Origin of the sequence: Corynebacterium sp. 51B, assembly GCF_008930785.1 — a bacterium.
Lineage (GTDB): Bacteria > Actinomycetota > Actinomycetes > Mycobacteriales > Mycobacteriaceae > Corynebacterium > Corynebacterium megadyptis.
Window position 1 is genome coordinate 192,295 of the sequence record NZ_PQMK01000001.1, and the last position, 21,224, is coordinate 213,518.

At 57.9% G+C, this 21,224-nt stretch carries 13 protein-coding genes and 1 pseudogene; 2 read left to right on the top strand and 12 right to left on the bottom strand.

The window, feature by feature from the left end; all coding sequences use genetic code 11:
* Positions 1-24: 24 nt before the first annotated feature.
* Positions 25-2,680: pseudogene (locus GBB14_RS00835) on the top strand (DEAD/DEAH box helicase family protein); the annotation flags it as partial.
* Positions 2,681-2,931: 251 nt separating this feature from the next.
* Here GBB14_RS00835 and GBB14_RS00840 read toward each other — a convergent pair.
* The 6 genes from GBB14_RS00840 to GBB14_RS00865 form a co-directional block, all read right to left on the bottom strand.
* Positions 2,932-4,071 (bottom strand): UvrD-helicase domain-containing protein, encoded by a 1,140-nt coding sequence (locus GBB14_RS00840; protein ID WP_151528702.1) that lies wholly within the window; start codon positions 4,069-4,071, stop codon positions 2,932-2,934.
* Complete coding sequence (locus GBB14_RS00845) at positions 4,068-5,708, bottom strand: ATP-dependent endonuclease (protein ID WP_151528701.1); 1,641 nt, start codon at positions 5,706-5,708, stop codon at positions 4,068-4,070. Before GBB14_RS00845 ends, GBB14_RS00840 begins: the two co-directional genes overlap by 4 nt.
* Positions 5,705-8,680, bottom strand: coding sequence for a type III restriction-modification system endonuclease (locus GBB14_RS00850; protein ID WP_151528700.1), 2,976 nt, complete (start codon positions 8,678-8,680; stop codon positions 5,705-5,707). Before GBB14_RS00850 ends, GBB14_RS00845 begins: the two co-directional genes overlap by 4 nt.
* A 3-nt stretch (positions 8,681-8,683) precedes the next feature.
* Complete coding sequence (locus tag GBB14_RS00855; RefSeq protein WP_151528699.1) at positions 8,684-10,636, bottom strand: site-specific DNA-methyltransferase; 1,953 nt, start codon at positions 10,634-10,636, stop codon at positions 8,684-8,686.
* Positions 10,633-10,839, bottom strand: a complete 207-nt coding sequence (locus tag GBB14_RS00860) for a helix-turn-helix transcriptional regulator (RefSeq protein WP_151528698.1) — start codon at positions 10,837-10,839, stop codon at positions 10,633-10,635. The genes GBB14_RS00855 and GBB14_RS00860 overlap by 4 nt, the downstream gene beginning before the upstream one ends.
* A 182-nt stretch (positions 10,840-11,021) precedes the next feature.
* On the bottom strand, positions 11,022-11,270 hold the full coding sequence (locus tag GBB14_RS00865; protein ID WP_151528697.1) for a hypothetical protein: 249 nt from the start codon (positions 11,268-11,270) through the stop codon (positions 11,022-11,024).
* A 261-nt stretch (positions 11,271-11,531) separates the two neighbouring features.
* Between GBB14_RS00865 and GBB14_RS00870 the strand changes: the two genes are divergently transcribed.
* Complete coding sequence (locus GBB14_RS00870; protein WP_151528696.1) at positions 11,532-14,981, top strand: proline dehydrogenase family protein; 3,450 nt, start codon at positions 11,532-11,534, stop codon at positions 14,979-14,981.
* 170 nt (positions 14,982-15,151) lie between these two features.
* Here the strand turns inward: GBB14_RS00870 and GBB14_RS00875 are convergent, their stop codons facing one another.
* The 6 genes from GBB14_RS00875 to mihF form a co-directional block, all read right to left on the bottom strand.
* Positions 15,152-17,176 carry a primosomal protein N' gene (locus GBB14_RS00875; protein ID WP_151528695.1) on the bottom strand — a complete coding sequence of 675 codons (2,025 nt, stop codon included), beginning with the start codon at positions 17,174-17,176 and terminating at the stop codon, positions 15,152-15,154.
* 15 nt (positions 17,177-17,191) lie between these two features.
* Entirely contained in the window at positions 17,192-18,415 is a 1,224-nt protein-coding gene (gene metK, locus GBB14_RS00880) for a methionine adenosyltransferase (protein WP_151528694.1), read from the bottom strand.
* Between the two features lie 79 nt (positions 18,416-18,494).
* Complete coding sequence (gene coaBC / locus GBB14_RS00885) at positions 18,495-19,739, bottom strand: bifunctional phosphopantothenoylcysteine decarboxylase/phosphopantothenate--cysteine ligase CoaBC (protein WP_151528693.1); 1,245 nt, start codon at positions 19,737-19,739, stop codon at positions 18,495-18,497.
* A 169-nt stretch (positions 19,740-19,908) separates the two neighbouring features.
* Complete coding sequence (gene rpoZ / locus GBB14_RS00890) at positions 19,909-20,193, bottom strand: DNA-directed RNA polymerase subunit omega (protein ID WP_151528692.1); 285 nt, start codon at positions 20,191-20,193, stop codon at positions 19,909-19,911.
* A gap of 95 nt (positions 20,194-20,288) precedes the next feature.
* The gene (gmk, locus tag GBB14_RS00895) at positions 20,289-20,861 is read right to left on the bottom strand and encodes a guanylate kinase (RefSeq protein WP_151528691.1); all 573 of its coding nucleotides are present in this window, start codon (positions 20,859-20,861) and stop codon (positions 20,289-20,291) included.
* A gap of 5 nt (positions 20,862-20,866) precedes the next feature.
* On the bottom strand, positions 20,867-21,190 hold the full coding sequence (mihF, locus tag GBB14_RS00900; RefSeq protein WP_018019814.1) for an integration host factor, actinobacterial type: 324 nt from the start codon (positions 21,188-21,190) through the stop codon (positions 20,867-20,869).
* Positions 21,191-21,224 lie beyond the last annotated feature (34 nt).

Sequence of the window (21,224 nt, forward strand, 5' to 3'; positions counted from 1 at the left end):
AGACTATTGGCCATAATGGTCCTCATGTCTACCTTCGCTGAGGCCCTCGAGCAGCTCCGTGCCAACCAGCCCAATCCCGCCCGTTATGGCTATGCCTTTGAGCGGTTGATGGTCAATTACATCAAGGCTGATCCAGTGCTGAGCACCGAGTATTCGGAGGTATATCAGTGGTTGGATTGGCCGTACACCAATGGCCGCTCGGATTACGGCATTGACCTGGTGGCCAAGCGTGCCGAGGATGGCACGTGGACTGCGATCCAGTGCAAGTTCTTTGACGATGCCACCACGCTGTCTAAAAGGCATCTCGATTCCTTCTTTGAGGCCTCAGGGCGTTCCTTCCACACGGAGTCCGGTGTGGAGCAGTTCGCCAACCGCGTGATCATCTCTACCAAGGATGCGTGGAGTAAGAATGCAGAGTCGATGCTGGAAAATCAGGTTATTCCTGCGGCTCGCATCGGCTTGGCGGATATCGCCCAGTCCCCTATTGATTGGGATCTCACCTTCCCTGGCGACACGGTAGAGATCAACCTCACCAAGAAGGAAACCTTCGAACCGCGCCCGCATCAAGAGCGCGCTATTGCTGCGGTGATGGAGGGCTTAGAAACCCACGATCGGGGCAAGCTGATCATGGCTTGCGGCACCGGTAAAACCTTCACCTCGCTACGTTTGGCCGAGCGGGTCGCCGAGGCCAATGGTGGCCGAGCCCGCGTGTTGTTTTTGGTGCCGTCCATCGCGCTGTTGAGCCAGACCATGAAAGAGTGGCTGGCTCAAACCCGCATGGACCTCAAGCCTTATGCGGTGTGCTCTGATTCGAAGGTTTCGAAGAAGGCCGAGGACATCGCATCCTATGATCTGGAGATTCCCGTCTCTACCAATGGTGCGGCTATCGCGGAGCGTTTCTCCCACGGCCGCCGCCATGATCGGCGTCTGGAATGCCCTAGCCAAACGCTCTGGCACGCTCCAAGGTGGAAAGGCCGGTTTCAGCGCCACCGAAGCACCCATGCACCGCGCCGTGGCCTTCGCAAAGGACATCAAAACCTCCACCACCATTGCCACCACTTTCCCCGCGCTGATCGCCAGCCACCAAGAGCAGCTCCGCGAGAACTCTGCGCTTGACGACGCCGCCCTGCACAACATCGACCTTAGCATCAGCGCAGAACACGTTGATGGTTCGATGAACGCCATGCAGCGCAACTCCCGCATTTCCTGGCTGGAGTCCACCATGAACGAACATGAGGCTCGCATCCTCACCAACGCCCGCTGCCTCAGCGAAGGTGTGGATGTGCCGGCACTCGACACCGTAGCCTTCTTCAATCCTCGCAATTCCATGGTTGATGTGGTCCAATCCGTGGGCCGAGTGATGCGCAAAAAGGAGGGCAACGACTACGGCTACATCATTCTTCCCGTGGCGGTTCCCCCGAACACATCGCCGTCGCAGGCGCTCAACGACAACACCCGCTTCAAGGTCGTGTGGCAGATCCTCAATGCGCTCCGCGCCCACGATGAGCGCTTCAACGCCAAGATCAACTCCATCGCGTTCAACTCCCCAGCCGACACACTGGTCGCTGAGACAAAAAACGGTGCCGAGGCGCTGCCTTTGGAAGCCGATCACGTTAGCAACACCCGCGAGATGATCAACAAGACAAACACCGCCACTGACTCCGCGAGCAGCGAGGAGGGCGTCACTGAATCCACTCTGGCGTTGTTCTCCCTCGAGCAGTGGGAAGAGGCCATGTATGTCAAGATGGTTGATAAGGTTGGCTCCCGCACCTACTGGGAAGACTGGCCAGACGATGTCGCCGCCATCGCTCAATCTCAAACCCAGCGCATCACCAAGTTGCTAACTATCGCAGACGTCAGCATAAAGGAAGAGTTCGATCACTTCCTCGCCGGTCTGCGAGGCAACCTCAATGATGCGATCACCACCGAAGAAGCCATCAGCATGCTCTCGCAGCATCTGATCACCGCCCCAGTATTCAACGCGCTCTTCAGCGAGCATGACTTCGCCCAACACAACCCAGTCTCTCGAGTGATGCAACGCATGGTCGATGCACTCGAAGGCGCCAAACTTAACGCGGAAACAGAGTCGCTGCACCGCTTTTATGATTCCGTGCGGGTACGAGCCAGCGAAGTCACCTCCGACTCCGGCAAGCAACAGGTGGTCAAGGAGCTCTACGAAAAGTTCTTCCGCAAAGCCTTTAAGAAGCAATCAGAGGCCCTCGGCATCGTCTACACCCCCGTAGAGATTGTCGATTTCATCCTACGTAGCGCCAATGAGCTGTCTGCCACACACTTCGGCAAGGGCTTGAGCGATCCAGGCGTGCATGTGCTCGATCCCTTTACCGGCACCGGTACCTTCATGGTGCGGCTGCTGCAGTCTGGACTCATCCGGTCTGAGGACCTGGCCCGTAAATACGCCACTGAGCTCCACGCCACCGAGATCATGTTGCTCGTCTACTATGTGGCCGCCGTGAATATCGAATCCACCTATAACGCCCTCAAGGTAGAAAAGGCACGGCGCAACGACGAGCCTGAACCAGAGTTCGTCCCCTTCGAAGGCATTGCACTGGCCGATACCTTCCAGATCACCGAGGAAGACGACACCCTCGATCTGGACTACTTCAAGGACAACAACGCCGCTATCCAGCGGCAGATGAACGCACCCGTCCACGTGATCGTGAGCGAACATTGGACTAAGGCGTTGCTACAAAACAAGAGCCTACGCGAGTACGTGCTGGCGGTGTTAAATACCACTGTAACACGCGAAATGCTTGGTCAGGGGTGGCGAGGCGTTTACGGCTATATGGAGTCCCCCCCTTCCGTTTTTGGGCTTCTTGTGGTCAGCATTTGGCAGTGACTGGACAAGGCTGTGCGCCCACCTTTCTGGGTTGAAGGTTGAGCGTAGACAGTTTTGAGACAGCGTCCAATTTTTTACAGCGACAATTGTTCGGAAGAACCTGGAGCCCATACGCTAATTGGGATAAATGGATTTTCTCGCAGCCTTTTCGTCAGAGTTTTGTCGTCGACAATTATTGCGACTGACGCCCTAGCCCTTGTTACACCGACATAAAATACACAAGCGCTTGTTTCACGCAACGGCGTACCGCTTGCAATTAACTTTAACATCGGATTAGTCGGAAAAATAATCACGCGTTCGTAAGTGAATCCTTTTACCTTCCGTATATTTGTGAAATCTAGCCCTGTAAGATGTGTACCGAAGGACTTATTGTAGCGCAGCGGCACTGGATGGTATTTCTCGAGATATGACACAAGGTGCTTTTCATGCACGAGAAATACACCGTCATGTCCAGTCACCTTCTGGTTTTTGGAGTTCGTTGATGCAAACCCTAGTTCGGTGGGAAAAATACGATCTGAGAAGTCAGCAATTCTCTGGTTAGATCGCCAAGTTTCACGTAGCTCTTTGATTGAAAGAAGGCCTGCCGATTCGTGCTTCCGGTACCAGTAGATGAGCCCAAGACGATCCGCACTTCGGTTTTTCGATGACGTTTGATCACTATCAAGCAGGGATTGTCTGACATCACCGACCAAGATCAGGTGCGGTATCGCTTGGCTCAAGAGTCGCTCGATGACGTCGAGGCTTTTTCGGCTGATATCTTGCACTTCGTCGATAATTATTTCGTCGTAGATGCGGCCTAGCCGTCTTTCGACTGCACCTTGCATAGCTTCGGCGACCTTCACTGCAAGCTCGGGCAATGTTTCTTTGTATATCGACCCATTCGAGGAAAAATAGCGCCGAATCCCTCCTAATCTGAAGAAGTTTTTGGGGTGCTGGTCACGCTCAAAGATAAATCCCGTAGGGCGCACGTCCGGGAATAGGATGGGGAGATATGGTCGGACGTAATGTCTTATCATGAATGCGTACCAACCCATGACGTCTGGCATTTGAGACTGGCTGCACGCGGCGGAAAGTCGTGAAACGAGTTCTTCTTGCCCAGAGTCGGTCAGTGTGATGACCAGTCGTCTCTTTTGATCCACCGTGTTAGCGCATCTTTGGACGATGAGCTCTGTTTTCCCTGCTCCAGCACAAGCATGAACGAAGTTGTGGATCATGATAATTCGCTTGTCCTGATCACGATGCTTTGAAGTGAGTTGATTGCATCTGCGATGTATTTTGGAGGATTCAGCTTTTTCGGCGAAGTTGCAATCTTGAGCGCTGTAGCTGTCTTGTTTGTCGACATCCAATCCAAAATGTTCGTTTTGTCGTCTAGCTCGAGAACTGTTCTAAGAGTATCTTCATTGTTCGCCGACTTTATTTGATACTCGAGTGTCTTCCCCAAATTGGGTTGGCCAACAAAGAGCTCGCGTTCGTTGGGCTTCGTGAAGTCCTTGATCTTGTCCTGCCAGTGTTCGGGGGTCTTGCCATCGTTGTCGCGTAGTGCTACGAGTGGCCGATGGAGCACTGAAGCTAGTTCGAATCCTCGACGGAACGAGACTCCACCTATTGATATGACGTCCACTCCGTAATCGAGGGGCTCAGCACCGTATTTATCGAGAAAGAATCTGTTGAAAACGATTTCGTCGGAAGGCCCTTCAACCAGTACGGCCTTCTTTGCTAGGACGAGTCGTAACGTGTCGAATCCAGAAAGTTTCTTGAAGTACTCTGATGTGCCGTCGCTCAGTTCTTGGAACGCGTGCGCAGTGCCCTCGTGTAAGAGAACGAGCTGGTCTAGGCCAAGGCGATTGAGGACGTATGAGCTGTGTGTGGTGACGAGAACTTGTCGGCCCCCACGCGCTGCTGAAATGTAAGAAAGTAGCTCACGCAAGCTTGTATGGCTGAGGTGGTTCTCCGGTTCTTCAACCAGTAGATAGGCGGAAGACTCAGACGACCTTCCCATCGCAAGAACCGTTTTGGCTATAGCCTGCGTTCCTTTTCCGGACTGAGAAAATGGAACCTTGTCTACCGCAGGTACCAGAGTGTTTGCCCATGATGATGAGCGCGACTGGTCAACTTGAATGCCAAGTTTCAACTGGCGAAACGCGAAAAAGTCCGTGCCTAACGCTCCGTCAAGCACTGTTAACAAACCATCACCCAGAGAAGCCCTCATTTTACGGTGCTCAACTGAGACATGATTGCGCACTTTAGGATCGAGGCGTTCTTCGACAATCTGACGGGTGTAGTAATCCATACCCCGATCGGAACGAATCGTGCGCGTGTCGATAAGAGCAACCCCTAGTTCCTTGGGGCGTCGATAGACAACTTGGTCGGCAAAATCTCGCCAATCGAGACGGTAGTACTCAACTGGGAGGATATGGGGACAATTCTCTGCTCGAAAATACTGCTCGATCTCTTCCGAATAATCAGGGTCGGGATATGCGTGAATGGAGAGACCGACGCTCTCCTCCCTTAGCATGTTGTTAATGCCCCGCATCTTCTGGGAATCCCCATCTTGAACCTTAAGATGTATATCGATACGGAACTCCGGGATCGAAGGAAGTGGATCTCCAGCCTTCGTATCCGAGAGCGCGCTGAAGAAAGTATCGAGAAGTTCCATGTTGAACCAGTAGGGGTTTAGTGCCTCGCTTGCGGCCACCCCTTCGAATTTGCCTGTGAGCGCCATCGTGACAGCTTCTAGAAGAGTGGACTTACCGGATTCATTTGCTCCCACAATAATGTTCATTTCGTGGTGAGGCTGGAGCTTTAGCTCTTTGAACTTTCTGTAGCCACGAATATGGACCCTCGTGATCATGACTCTACCACCTTTTTGATTAGCGAAACAATGCCATCATGCTTGAGCTGTGGTGCGAACTGAACATTGATTTTCTCGTCGCTGATGGATTTGAAGAACTCTTTGGCTGCCTTGAACCGTAGCTTCTCTGATTCGCGTAGGTCGGATTGGGCGTTGACGTCTTTGGTCTCGATGACGAAGTTCAGCGACATTTTGCCGTCTGTACCCTTGAGCACGTACATGAAGTCAGGGCTTGTAGTGCCGCCGAAATAGACAGGCACGCGAATAGAGCGCCTCGGGATCTTGCCGTAGACGACGACCTCGTCGAGCACGTCGGAGTCTTGGATGTTGTCCTTTTCTTCCGGGGAATCGTAGACGAATGCGTCGTAGAGGAATTTGTCTGGCACGTTCGCGCGGGAATCACGATAGATACCGATGTTGCCTTGGACAATGTCTCGTAGTGGTTGCCCGTCTGGTTCGGTCAGCGCTGTAGCCCCCAGTGGCGCGTCGATTCGTGAATATGAGAAGCGGTTGATGAACTCGCTTTGCATCCACTCGTGGAAGCGCGCGACGAACTTAGCCATCGTTGCCTTGTTGAAGAAGCCCTCTGGTAGCGGATGCTTCGCGTTGTAGCGCACAAGCCCAGCATTGATCGCATGGAGCGGCAGATAGGTTTGCAGGTAGGCACCTTTAAGCCATTCACCATAGGTGAGCGTGTCATCAATGAAGAACACGGCCTTGGTTGATGTTTTTGCAATCAGCTCGCCATCGTCGTCACGCTCGACCGTCTCTTGCGTGAACCGGCCGGTTTGTGGGGTGTAGATTCCCGAGTCCAAAATGCCGTCGATACAGGCCGCGATCTCCTCCTCGGTAAGTTCCTCGAGCCGCAGATAGTACTTGGCGTTGACAGTCTCCCACAGGTCTTTGAGTTCCGCGTAGCGTCCAGGGCGGATCCCCACCTTGGTTTTGGACTTGTTCGTGACGACCTTGTCGGGCTTGAGTCTGCCCAAGTTGAACTGCGGATAGCGGTCGAATAGTTCTTGTTCCTTGCCCTCCAGCACGTTGCAGTCCCGGTCGATGAGCTTGTGTGTGCACCACAGATCGAAGAACAAATCGTCCTCGCTCATACCGCACTCTACAGCGACCTTGGGCAAGAGTTCTTTCACCGACGGGGTTGCCATGGCAATGTCGGCGTTGATCTCGCCGATAAGTGCGTTAGCGAACGACTTCTCGGTGTAGTCAATCAGATAAGTGAGGTAGAACTGCTCGTGTGCAAGCCGAGTACCGTCCACACCCACTGGCAGACGCAGGCCACGTCCGACTTCTTGCAGCTTGGAGATTTCTGAGCCTGAGGAACGTAGCTTGACGATCTGGAAGACGTTCGGGTTATCCCACCCCTCACGCAGCGTCCATTTGGAGAAAATGAACCGCATCGTATTGGGCGTACCATCCGGTTGCGTGAATGACAGCAATGACTGTTTGTCTCGCAGAATCTGATCGACTTCGGCTTGGATCGCCTCATCCCTCGAAGAATTATCCGCTGAGAAATAGCCACCGTTCGTCGCCCCTACGTCTGCCAGCGAAGCTTGGAGGTAGGCGACGTACTCTTGACCTGCTACGGATGTGTCGTTTTTATGCTTGTCGATCTGCTCCTCCAGTTTGGTAGTGAGTAGTTCGTGGAAGCGCGCACGTAGATGCCCTGGCCCGTCCTCACCACGGTAGGAGTCAACCGAGTCGATGAAGAACAAGGTGAGTGTTTTGACCTTGGTGGAACGTCGGAAGTTCTCCCACTCGGCTTCGAAGTGATTATCGAGTGCTTGCTTCATCATCAAGCTCTGATAAGTCTCTGAATACACTCGGCTAGCCAAAATATCCCCCTTGGCAAGAATCTGCCCGTTCGACAACGTGACACCGGATTTGATCAACGCGTTCTCAGTCTTGCCTACGCCCTCAACCGTGACGCCTGCAAAGTCACCATCGATATCGCCCAGAGATTCCCCCACTCGCAGTGTGATGGACTTGCCCGTGTCAAGATTGTTGAACGTAGCACTCTTCGGTTTCGAGCGGGACATGCCGGTGAGCTTCAGACGCACGGACTCGCCACCGTTATCTTGCGGGTATTGGATCGCCACGCCCTTGACGAGCTGTTCGTTGAACGCCTCAACCGACCCAAGGTTAAACACGAGATTGTTGTAATCGGTCGCCCCAGACTTGTCGAGCTTCGGGAACGTTGCACCAAAGCGGAAGATCGCCTGCGGCTGGATCTGCTCAAGTAAGACTTGGTATGCCTTGTTCTCGCGGCGGAACCGGTGCGGCTCGTCGATGATGACAACTGGGCGTGTCATTGCCAGCGCCTCATAGGGTTGGCTCGCCATTCCCAGCACCGACTGGTCATAAACCGTTGCCATGGTTGCCTTCGACTGCAACATGCCATCGGTCATCAACAACGCGCTAATGTGGCCCTTGGCTAGCCTTGAGGCTTGCACGAAGTTTGAGATCGCCGAAGGGAACATTTTGCGCCCCTTGCGTCGCTTTTGCGGATCGAGCACCTCAAGAACCAGTTTGAAACGACTCCCATAGGTGTCATCGAAATACTGGCGGACATAATCGGCTTTGATAAACGAGCGGGTACCTTCTTTAATCGGAGTCGACGGCACCAAAATGATGAACTTGTGGAACCCGTAAAGTCGGTTTAACTCGAACATTAACTGCGTATACACCAACGTCTTACCGGTACCGGTTTCCATCTTGATATCCACACCCAGCACCCCGTCATCAGTGCGGGTACGCCACGCACGTGGCACAGCCCCCACACCATTAATAGACCCAGACTGTAGTTGGGCAATATTATGCGTGATCTGCGGATCGCGAACGTCAAAAACTGGATTCGCCTCCGAAGGAGACGCGAAACTAAAATCAACATCCGTGAACGCTCCAGTGGCCGCGTTCAACGCGCGCTGCTGGTGGTCGAGGGGTTGAAGCCTAATCTGCATCAGCTAGAACCTCTCGATCACGGCGACGGTCTTACCAGACTTCAACACAGCCAAATTCTTCTTCAACTCGTGCATTATCGAGAAATCAATCGAATAACCGAACACCACAACCCGAGACAAACCCAGCTCGCCAGTCTCCAGCATACGGACAAGAGCCTCCACATCATCGCTCGTCAACCCGGCATCAATTACGTATCCGGAATCACCACACACGTCGAGGGCATAGTTGGCCAGTGTCACCTTCCTAGCGGAGGCTGTTAATCCATAGCCGTCCTTCACAAGCCACGTCGCGAGAACGGTTTCATGGCCAGGTGTCCCATCCAGATCGAACTTCGACACATAGTCCCCAGCAAACAACGCACCAGGATCCTCTGGGTCGAATCGCTCAAGCTGATCCAACACCTGACCAGACGGCTCCTCCAACCGATACAGACGGAACCCATAATCAATATCAGCGTCAGTCTCATCCTTGATCATCGCCGCCGCACGCTTAATACGCTCACGACCAATCTCATCAATCGTGCGATAGCCAGCCTTGTAGGCTCGCTGAGTCGGCTCAATAATCTCCGGCAGCTGAACCATGACATATTTCCGATCGCCATTGTCCTTGGCATTTAACTGGAGAAGTGCATCTGCAGTTGTTCCGGATCCAGAGAAAAAATCGACAACCGTGTCCCCTGGACGAATCCCTATCTCAATAATCCGTTTCAGCAATGGCGTTGGCTTTGGAAAACTGGCAGCATCCGCTTCTAGCAGGGCTTTAACTTCTTGAGTTCCGACTTGCTGATTAAAGCTCTTATCATCCCAGATGCTAAATACCTTGCGCGTTCTTTGAAAGCCAGAGCCACGGCGCAGATAATCCTTGACAAAGATGTCGAATTCGTTGCGTTTTGCGATGAACCTAGGTACAAGCTTGTCGCTTTCCAATCGACTTTTCTGTTCACCCCACATCCATCTTCCGTCACGTCCGTCGCCCTTTCGAGGAACTACGGATACCCACCCAGGCTTTGGATCTAAAGAGACTTCGAGAGAATCAGGGCACACATAAATTGGGAAAAACATCTCTGGTCGATCTTCTCTGAGCGAGGCGACACCTCTTTGCCTCAAACCTAAAAGACGATACTTTCCATTGTCGTCTACGAGATTGAATTCTTTTTCTTCGTCTTCGGTGAGCGGTCGTCCAGACAACCCCACATTTTCACTCAACCGAGCATAAACCATGACGTAGTCATGTGTTGGGGCAATTGAAGAATTGGATTGACGTCCGCGAGGATTATTCTTCACAGATATTTGCGCTAGAAAGCTCTGTTCCCCAAAGACTTCATCGCACAAGAACCTAAGGTCAGACTGTTCGTTGTCGTCGATGCTTATGAAGATGACGCCGTCGTCAGTGAGAAGCTCTTTTGCGAGTTGGAGCCTGGGGTACATGAAGGTGAGCCATGCAGAGCGTGAGGACTTGCCTTGGAGATCGAGGACTCGCTCTGCTTCGTCTTCACTGAGCCCGATCTTGTCGACAAGGTGCTCGGGAGTGAATCCAAAGTCGTCGTTATAGACGAACCCGTCAGAACCAGTGTTGTAGGGAGGGTCAATGTAGATGCATTTGACTTGGCCTGTGTAGGAGCCAAGAAGATGCTTAAGCGCATCGAGGTTGTCACCAACGATATAGAGGTTCTCTGAGTTCTTGTTCTCCGGTTGGCTGTTGTGGTCGAGGTCTGGGACGACAACGGTTTCGGTTGCGGTGGAGGTTAGGTACTTGGCATAAGATTTGCCGAGGAATTTCAGTTCGTAGCTTTCCTTGGTGATGCTGACGTCGCCTTCCTTTAGAGTCTCTTGAAGCCGATCAAGCATGAATGCTCCGTCTTTGTCGAAATACTCCGGCAACGCCGTGCGAAGGCGTTCGATCTCAAAATCGTTCGGGGTAACGGTTTCGTTGTCTTCGCGTGTATTACGGATCATTGTGTGATCTCCTGTTTGTTCGGGACGACCTCGCAAATGTCGGCGATATCGCAGTTGAGTACGTTGCAGATTCTAACTAGTACGGCGGTTGTGACGCTCTCGTCACGTGCGAACTTGGCGATGGTTGCTGCGGATAGGCCGGTGGCGGTGCATAGGTCTTCTTTAGTCATGGCATGTTGTTGAGGATGCGAATTAATCTTCATGTTATCCCAGTTCGATCGGTGTGGGGCTGCTTGGATAGTCTCCAACTATCATTCCGTAGTGCTGTTCGTGTCCCATAGAGGTGAAGATCAGTTGAAATACGTGCCGTAGTTGGTTGGGTCATGATCTTCGGCGATGAGGTAGGTGTCGTCTGCAAGTCCGCTTGCGTGGTGGCTGATGTATGTCAGCATTGACCGTACAAGGTGGTCTTGGAGTGGTCTTCGTTGCCTTGTTCGTCTACTCGGATGAACGTATCGCGATGGTTTTTGACCAGCGTCATTTTCAGGTCCGCACCGTCGTACCCCCACAGCTGGAGGAAGTATTGCTCTAGGAAGCGCTGGGTGACGTCAAGTGGTGTGATAGGTGAATCGACCTCCTTGTACTCGCTCCATAGCGGTGCGTAGGAGTTCACGATTGTCAAGTAGTTCTCCATCTGCGAGAGCGCCTCTTGCCTGAGGCGCTGTCTCCCGGGACACGTTGATAGCAAAAGCCGAGTTTCACCTGCAGCGCGGCTGCAGCTCGGCTACGCGCTGGTGGGCGGCTAGATGGCGTCGATAAGCGAAGCCGAAAAACCCTCCCAGAACAGCGGGGCGTACTGCTACGCTGGGGCCCACTATCCACTCGCGTGACGCGGCCCACCCAATGCCGGTCAAGTGTTTTGTACCCGACACACAGAGAGGACGTGGGGCACACCATGCCAATCCGCCTGAATGATGACCTTGAGCAGATCACCGACAGCGCTATTGCGCGGGCGCAACGGTGGATGCGCGAAGCCGAGAACGCGTCGGTGACCAGCAAGGAAGCGAAAAACACCGAGCTTTTATCCGAGATGGTGCGCTCTGAGGGCGGCATTGACTTCACCATGGGTTTTGTGGATCGGGTGGCACGGCCGGAAGATAATGCGGTGTCGGCGCGGGAGCTCAACCGGCTCGCGAGCCCGCTTGATGCGCAGCGGCGCACGCAGAGCGCGATTCCGGACTTTATGGGCGTGGTGAATAAGTCGCTGATCACCGCGGGTTCTCTTCTCGCCCCGGCGATGCCGCATGTTGCTATGCCGATCGCGCGCGCCAAGCTGCGCCAGATGGTGGGCCACCTGGTATTTGATGCCCAGGGCTCGAAGCTGGATAAGCTGCTCGATCGCGCTGCGGAGCAGGGCTTTCAGCTGAATGTGAACCTGCTTGGCGAGGCCGTATTGGGTGAAAAGGAAGCGGATCGACGCTTAGAGCGCACCCTTGAGCTGCTGCAAAATCCGAAGGTTACCTACGTCTCTATTAAGGCCTCCGCGGTGGTCTCGCAGCTGAATCACTGGGACTTTGAGGGCTCGGTCGAGGCGCTCAAAGACAAGATCCGGCCGCTGTATCGCGCCGCGCAAGAACGTGCCGATCGGCCCTTTATCAACCTCGACATGGAGGAATATAAGGACCTCGAGCTCACGCTGCGGCTCTTTACCGAGCTCATGGCCGAAGAGGAGTTCCACGATCTCGAGACCGGCATCGTGATTCAGGCCTATCTGCCGGACTCGGTGGGCGCGCTGGAGCAACTGGTCACCTTCGCCCGCGAGCGCGTGGCCAACGGCGGCGCGCCGATTAAGGTGCGCATCGTCAAGGGCGCAAACCTCTCCATGGAGCGCGTGGAGGCCGAGCTGCACGACTGGCCGCAGGCGCCGTATATGAGCAAGGCCGAGGTGGACGCCAACTATCTTCGCCTGCTGGACTATGTGCTGACTGAGGACAACGCCGATGCCATTCGCATCGGTGTGGCCAGCCACAACCTCTACACTCTCGCCACCGCCATCGAGCTGGCGGATAAGCGCGGGGTGAGCCGGCAGCTCGATATCGAAATGCTCCAAGGCATGGCCCCAGCCCAAAGCCGCGTGGTACAGCGCGACGCTGGGCGCATCATCCTCTACACCCCGGTGGTGCACAAGGAAGACTTCGATGTGGCCATCTCCTATCTGGTGCGCCGGTTGGAGGAAAACGGCGAGCCGCAGAACTTTATCTATGCGATGTTCGCCCCTGATGTCGAAGGGCCCGACCACCACACCCCCTTAGAGCAGCAAGAGCAGCGCTATCTCGACGCGGTGCGGGAGCGCTGGGAGGTGCGCGATAGCGCGCGGCGCACCCAAAACCGCGCGGAGAACACCGAGACCCAGCTGGGTCATGACGGGCATTTCCACAACGAGCCCGACACAGATCCCGCCCTCGCGGCCAACCGCGCCTGGGCGCTGGCAGCGCTCGCCCAGGATCCAGGTGCGCCGGTGTCTGACGTGATCACCGATCCTGCGGTGATTGATCAGGCTGTCGCCCGTGCCCAACAGGCGCATCAGGCGTGGGCTGCACGTTCCGGTGCGGAGCGAGCCGAGGTGCTCGACCGTGCCGCTTACGCGCTGGGATGCTACCGCGGACAGCTAATTTCTGTGGCGGCGCATGAGGCTGGCAAAACTGTCGACCAAGCCGATCCGGAGATCTCCGAGGCCATCGACTTCGCCCGCTACTACGCAGAATCTGCCCGGGCGATCGACGCGCACTCCGGTGCACAGTTCACGCCCTACTCAGTATTGGTGGTGACCCCACCGTGGAACTTCCCCATCGCCATTCCCATGGGCGGGGTCTTCGCCGCGCTGGCGGCAGGCTCCGCGGTGATCATCAAACCCGCGCCGCAGGCCTTGCGCTGTGCTGAGGTGGCGGTCGAGGCCCTGCGCGAGGCCGGTATCGGCGAGGACATTCTGCAACTGGTCGATGCCGATGAGGACGAGGCCGGCAAGCGGCTAATCGCGCACGAGGATGTGGAGTCGGTGATTCTCACCGGCGCCTCCGATACCGCAGAGCTCTTCCGCTCATGGAAGCCGGAGATGGTGATCAACGCCGAAACCTCAGGCAAGAACGCGCTGATCATCACCCCCGCCGCCGATCCTGACCTAGCAGTATCGGATCTCTATCACTCCGCCTTCGGCCACGCCGGGCAGAAATGCTCCGCCGCCTCCCTTGCCATTCTGGTGGGCAGCGCGGGCAAGTCCGAGCGCATCATCAACCAGCTAGTTGATGCCGTCTCTACCCTCAAGGTGGGTGTGGGCACCGATATCTCCACCACCATGAACGGGCTCATCGAAGCACCCAATGAGAAACTTCTGCGCGGGCTGACCACCCTCGAACCGGGCGAGCGCTGGCTGATTAAGCCACGCAAGCTCAACGAGGAGGGCACGCTGTGGAGCCCCGGTATCCGCGATAACGTCCAACCCGGCTCCTGGTATCACACCCACGAATGCTTCGGGCCGGTGCTCGGCATCATGCGGGCCCGCGATCTCGACGAGGCCATCGAGTGGCAAAACTCCACCGGCTATGGCCTGACCGGTGGGCTCCACTCCCTCGACGAGGAGGAAATCCGGCACTGGGTGGAGCATGTGGAAGTCGGCAACGCCTATGTCAATCGCGGTATCACCGGCGCGATCGTGCAACGCCAGTCCTTCGGCGGGTGGAAGAAATCCGCCCTCGGCGCGGGAGCCAAGGCCGGCGGCCCGAACTACGTGGCCCAGCAGGGCGTGTGGAGCGAAAACGAGGCAGTGGAGGTGCCGCCGGTCTCCCTCGAACCGAGCATCAACCGCGCACTGCGCGATATCGCAGAACGCGCCCACGATGGGCGCCTGGATCTTAACGCCGCCGATCTGGAGTGGCTGCGCCGTGCCGCCCACTCGGATCAGTACTGGTGGGAGCGGGAGTTTGGTCGCACCCACGATCGCACGGGGCTGCAATCCGAGAGCAATATCTTCCGCTACCGGCCGCTACTCGAGCCGCTGCAGGTGCACCTCGGCGCTGGCTGGAAGTTACGGGATCTGCTGCGCATTCACCTCGGCGCACTACGCACCGGCACCACCGTGGTCGTCACCGGCGATGCCGAGGCGACAGCTGTAGCCCGCGCCGCAGGGCTGCGCGCCCAAGAAAGCGAACAGGTAGCGCAGCTGCGGGTCCGCGTGCTCGGTGAGCCGAGTGACGCGATGCGCGAGCACGCCGTGCGCTTGGGCGCGACCCTGCTCACAGCGCCGGTACTCTCCGATGGCCGCCGCGAGCTCCTGCCGCTGCTACTGGAGCAGGCGGTGTCTATTACCACCCACCGCTTCGGTCATCTCACCCCGAACCCGCTGGGATAGGTACCCGAGCTAGTCGAGGGGGATCCCACGGTTGCACGGCGGGTCCGGTGCCACGCTGGCGCGGGCCCGCCTGTGCATGTGTCGGTGGAAGGCCCGCGAGGAAGGGCCGTGATGACGGCCCCGAGCAAGGCGCGCTGCCGCTACCCTGCCCTCTCGACTCCATGTATTAGCTAGCCGATACGCAGCGGTCCCACCTGGACGCGCAAGGGCGGGTCCTCCGAGCGGACCTCGCGTTTGATCTGCCCGGCCTTCAAGATCCGCCCCAACTGTTGGGCGGGGAGGCTACCGCGAATAATCATCCGCTCAGGCGGGCCAAAGGCGCGCTCATCCCACTCCCCTGGCAAATGCACTCCTGGGGGAAGATCCACCGGCCCCAACACCTCCACCTGCTCGGGCAGCTCGAGCAGTTCCACGAAACGATCCAAGCTGGCGCGGCCGCCATCCACCACGGCCATGGTGGTCGTCGGTGGCAGCTCTACCTCAGCGCGCTCGGCCAGCTCCCTGTGGGCAGCGCCGATGGGATCCCAGCGCAGGAGCGCCTGCACCACGGGCACATCCTGATCGGCCACCACGATCAACTGGCCATCATTATCCCGAGAGTCCACCAAGGAGCCAACGCGCAGCCAGCTCGCTAAAGCCTCCTCGCCGGCGCGGAGATCCTGCTTACTCAGCAGCCCCCAGGTATCGAGCAGAATTGCAGCACCGTATCGGCCCCGGACGACGCGGGGCTCCGCGCCCGAGGTCGCCACCACGATGGTGGGCCCGGACTCGATCTCGGAGACAATCTTGTCCCCACTCGAGGTCACCACCCGCACCCCGCTGAAGGCACGACCCAGTTCCTCGGCGGTGCGATCTGATCCGATCACCACGGCGCGAATCTCCGTGGAGCCACATTCAAGGCACTCGTGGTGGGCGTCGATACGCCCACACCACCGGCACTGCGGAGAAACTGCCACATGGGGATCGCCGGTAGCGGGAAGCTCAAGGGGGCCATTGCAGTGGCGGCAACGGGCGGCAGCGCGGCAGCGTCGACACGCAAGAATAGGCGCATAGCCCTTGCGTGGAACCTGCACCAGCACCGGCCGCTGGGCTTCCACGGCGGCGCGCACCGCCTGATAGGCCTTGCTGGGAATGCGCCTGCTCTTCGCCAGCGGATCGCCGCCACCATAGGCGGATGCGCCGGTGGCCATGGTCAAGGGCGCGGCCTGGCGAATGTGTCCGCGCTCGCCGGCGCAGTCGAAGGCCCAGCCACGCTCCACCATGAGCTGCACCTCGGCAGTGCGGGCATAGCCGCCCATAATGAGCGCGCATTTTTCCTGTGCGGAACGGGTGCTCAACACTTCGCGCGCGTGCCAATAGGGGGCGCGCGGATCGACGAGATTATCATCGCCATCGAACATGATCGCAGCTAGGCGCAGATCCTGCACGGGGGCGAAGGCCGCAGAACGGGTGCCAATCACCAGCCGTGACTGACCATGCAGGATCGACAAAAAACGCCGGTAGCGCGCCTGTGGGCCCAGCGTGGCGCTGAGTGTGGTGATCTGTTTCGCCGACACCAGCTCGCGCAGCGCGGCCTCGAGACGATCCAAGGCGCGTTGGTGCGGCACCACCGCTAAAGCCCCATGGCCGGCTCGCACGGTGTGCACCAAGGCGGCGGCGAGCTCGGCGGCCCAGTCGCCGTCGGGGTTGATCTGCCAGGCAATGCGGGCGGGTTTGCCCTCCTCCACGGCCTTGAGAAACGCCTGGCCGCGCACATAGTTGTCCCAGGCGCTCATGTCCGGCTCGGCGGCGCCGCCAAGCGTCTCCCAGGAGGTGCTGAAATCTGTTTTCTCGGCGGCGGCATGGCGATTCGGCACCGCAGCGCGGATCATATCCGAACGGCACCCGGCATAGCGTTCGGCGAGTTTCTCCACGAGAGCCTGGGTGCTGGGTGGATAGACCACCTCGGGCGAGATCACCCGCTCGATATAGCGCAGGGAGCCCTGGTGTTCGGAGGTCTCGTGCCGAGAGATCAGGATAGCATCCACCAGCCGCCCGCTGAAGCGCACCCGCACCTTCACCCCAGGCTGGGCGCTCTCAGAATCGGCCTCGCTGAGACGGTAATCGAAGTAGCGGTCGAGGTGAATCAGCCCCAGCAAAGGCAACACCCGCGCCACCGGCAGGGATTCTGCTGGGGTGCGCGGGTGGGTAGCCATGCGGGAGATTCTAGTCTAGATCCCCGCTGCGGCGCGCAACTCCTCCACACGGTTGGTGTGCTCCCACGGGAAGTCCACATCGGTGCGACCAAAGTGGCCATAGGCGGAGGTATCCGCGTAAATCGGGCGCAAGAGATCCAACTCGCGGATAATCGCCGCCGGGCGCAGATTAAAGACCTCAGCCACAGCGTGCTGGATCTGCTCATCGCTCAGACCGTGCTTGGCGGTGCCGAAGGTTTCTACATACAACCCCACCGGAGCGGCGCGGCCAATGGCATAAGCCACCTGCACCTCGGCCTTATCGGCCAAGCCGGCGGCCACGATATTTTTCGCCACCCAGCGCATAGCGTAGGCGCCGGAGCGATCCACCTTCGAGGGGTCCTTGCCGGAGAAGGCGCCACCGCCGTGACGGGCCATGCCGCCATAGGTGTCCACAATGATCTTGCGGCCGGTCAGCCCAGCATCGCCCATCGGACCGCCGAGCACGAAGGAGCCGGAGGGGTTAATGAGCACGGTGAGCTCCTCACTGAGGAAGCTCTCCAGCCCTGCATCGGCGATCACCCAGTTAATCACGTGCTCCCGCAGCTGCTCCTCCAGCCACTGCTGGGTGATATCCGGATCGTGCTGGGTGGAGATCACGATCGTGTCGATATGGCTGGGATCATCCGCCTCGTCATAGGCGAAAGTCACCTGGGTTTTACCGTCCGGACGCAGATGGGGCACGATGCCCTCCTTGCGTACCTGGGTGAGACGCCGAGACAACCGATGCGCCAACGCAATCGGCAGCGGCATGTACTCGTCCGTCTCGTTGGTGGCATAGCCGAACATCAGGCCCTGATCGCCAGCGCCCGCGTGATCATCATCGTGCTGGGAGGTACCGCTACGCACCTCTTGGGAGGTGTCCACGCCCGAGCCGATCTCGGCGCTCTGCTCGCCAATGGCCACGGTTACTCCACACGTGGTGCCATCGAAGCCCACCTCGGAGGAGGTGAAACCGATCTCCTTCAGCTTGGTGCGCACCAGCTGCGGGATCTCCACATAGCCGGCGCAGCGCACCTCGCCCACTACGTGCACTAAACCGGTAGTGACCACAGTTTCCACGGCCACTCGAGAGTGCGGGTCCACCTCGAGCATGGCGTCGAGAATGGTATCTGAGATGGCATCACAGATCTTGTCCGGGTGACCTTCCGTCACCGACTCGCTGGTGAAAAGTCGAGTATCTTTAGCTGCGCTGGTCATAGACAACAAACATAGACTAAGCGGTCTAATTTAGCAATACATGCAGGGCACGCGCTTCCATATGCGCTCCTGCGCCGCACTAGCGCCGAAGCGCGCTGACCCCATCGAGAATCCGATGCGCCACCGCGTTCTTGGTCCCCGCGGGCACGGCTGTCTCCGTGTCATCGGCGCCGAGCAGCCAGCCCTCGTTGGTGTCTTGGCCAAAGACGCGGCCACCGCCGACGTGATTGACCATGAGCAGGTCCACCCCTTTGCGCCGGAGCTTTTCTCGCCCCAGCTGCAACGGGCTGGTGTGCTCATCGCCGGTCTCGGCGGCAAAGCCGACGATGATCGTCTCGGCGGGCATAGCGCCATCGCGGCGCTGCTGCACCAGGCCGGCGAGAATATCGGGGTTTTGGGTCATCTCAATCACCGATAGATCCGCCTCGGCCTTGCCCTTTTTCATCTTGGACTCCGCTCGGTGGGCGGGGCGATAATCCGCCACTGCGGCGGCCATAATCACCACATCGGCCTTTTGTGCCTCGCGGTCCATGGCTGCGTGGAGCTCGGCGGCGGAATCAATGCGGATGATCCGCGCCCCGATGGGATCCACCATCGTGTCCGCCGCTCCGACGACCAGCACCACCTCTGCACCGCGCTGGGCGGCGGCATTGGCCAAGGCATAGCCTTGGCGGCCGGAAGAATGATTGCCGATAAAGCGCACAGGGTCGATCTCCTCGCGTGTCCCGCCGGCAGAAATCAGGACCCGCACGCCCTCGAGATCGCGCTGCGGGGCGCGTCCCTCCTCCTGTACACCGAGTGCATAGTCCACTACCTGCTCCGGTTCGGGCAGCCGCCCTGGACCGCTATCGCAGCCGGTGAGCCGACCATGGGCGGGCTCCATCACGGCGATACCACGCTGCCGCAGCACCTGGACATTCTCCCGAGTGGCGGGGTTGTTCCACATCTCGGTATGCATAGCTGGGGCCACCACGACTGGGCAGGTGGCCACGAGACAGGTGGCGGTGAGCTGATCATCCGCCATGCCCAGACGCAGCCGAGCAAGGAAATCAGCAGTGGCGGGAACCACCACCACGAGATCGGCCTGCTGCCCCACCATCACATGCTGCACCTTATCCACGTTCTCAAACACGTCGGTGGCTACCGGATTACCGGACAGGGCGGTGAAGGTGGCCTCCCCGACGAACTTGAGGGCATTGCGGGTAGGGACCACCCGCACGCTGTGCCCAGCTTCGGTGAAGGCACGGATCACATGGCAGGCTTTATAGGCGGCGATACCGCCGGTCACACCAACGACGATGGAGAGTTTCTCGCTCGAGCTCATAAGAGTCAAGGGTAGCCGATACCCCTACGGCCGTTAGATGCGCACAGCACAAAACCCAGCACGCACCGTGAGTGTGGGCGTACTGGGTTGGTGATGCCGACTGGGACAGCGTCGAGCTGGCCCCTGTCAGTAACCGTGCAAACACGGAGGCCGATCAAGGGATGAGGCTTTAGCCTTCCTCGTGGTTCAGCATTCCAGCGTCGATCTCGCGCAGGGCGATAGACAGCGGCTTCTCGCCAGCTTCGGGGGTGACGAGTGGGCCAATGAATTCAAAGACGCCCTCGTCCGCCTGCTGGTAGTAGCTGTTGATCTGACGGGCACGCTTCGCCGCGAAAATGGCGAGAGCGTACTTGGAGGACACATGGTTCATAAGGCTGTCGATGGGCGGTGCGGTAATGCCTACCGGATCATCGAAAACAGACTCATTGCCTGTGGTTTGGTTACTCACTGTCATCCTTTTTCTGGATTGCTATCTGTAAAAGTTCTCTCTGCACCATGCTGCCCACTACGGTCCACTACGCCCGCGGGTCCGAGTGGCACCCTCGACGGCTAGTGGCCGGTGAGAAGCTGGTGAATAGCCTCGACTGCTGCGTCCACATCATCGTTGACCACCACGTGGTCGAATTCGCTTTGCGCATCGAGCTCCTTGCGCGCCGTCGCCAGACGACGATCAATCATCTCTTGGGACTCGGTACCACGACCGGTCAGGCGATCAACCAGTACCTTCCAAGAGGGCGGGGCGAGGAACACGGTGGTTGCCTCGGGCATGGCCTTCACGATGTTGCGCGCCCCCTGTAGATCAACCTCCACGAGCACAGGCCGTCCTGCCGCAAGGGCTTCGGTGACCGGCCGCGCTGGGGTGCCAGAACGCTGCAATCCGCCGTGAATATCCGCCCATTCGAGCATCTCCCCTGCCGCAATCGTTTCATTGAACTTCTCCATCGACACGAAGAAGTAGTCCTGACCATCCACCTCACCGGGGCGAGGGTCACGCGTGGTCATTGAGACGCTGAAATACAGCGAGGGCACGTCCGTACGCAGACGATGAACCACGGTGGATTTACCCACCGCAGAGGGACCAGCTAAAACGACGAGGCGGGGCGTCGGGTTCTCGCCGGTCATCTGAATTAGTCCTCAGAGAAACCGAAGCGCTCGAGCAGGGCACGACGCTGACGGTCGCCCAAGCCGCGCAGACGGCGGGTCTGAGCGATCTCGAGGTCCTCCATGATCTCCTTAGCCTTGACCTTGCCCACCTTCGGCATGGCCTCGAGGAGAGCGGAAACCTTGGTCTTGCCAATGATCTCGTTGTCCTGGGCCTGATCCAGAACTTCCTTAAGGTTGGTGCCGCCGCGCTTCAGCTTTTCCTTCAGCTCAGCACGGGCCTTGCGGGCCTCAGCAGCTTTCGCGAGGGCTTCCTTGCGCTGCTCGTCAGTCAACTTGGGAAGGGCCACGTTGGTTCCTCCGATTCGTAGGCGATTAATTACT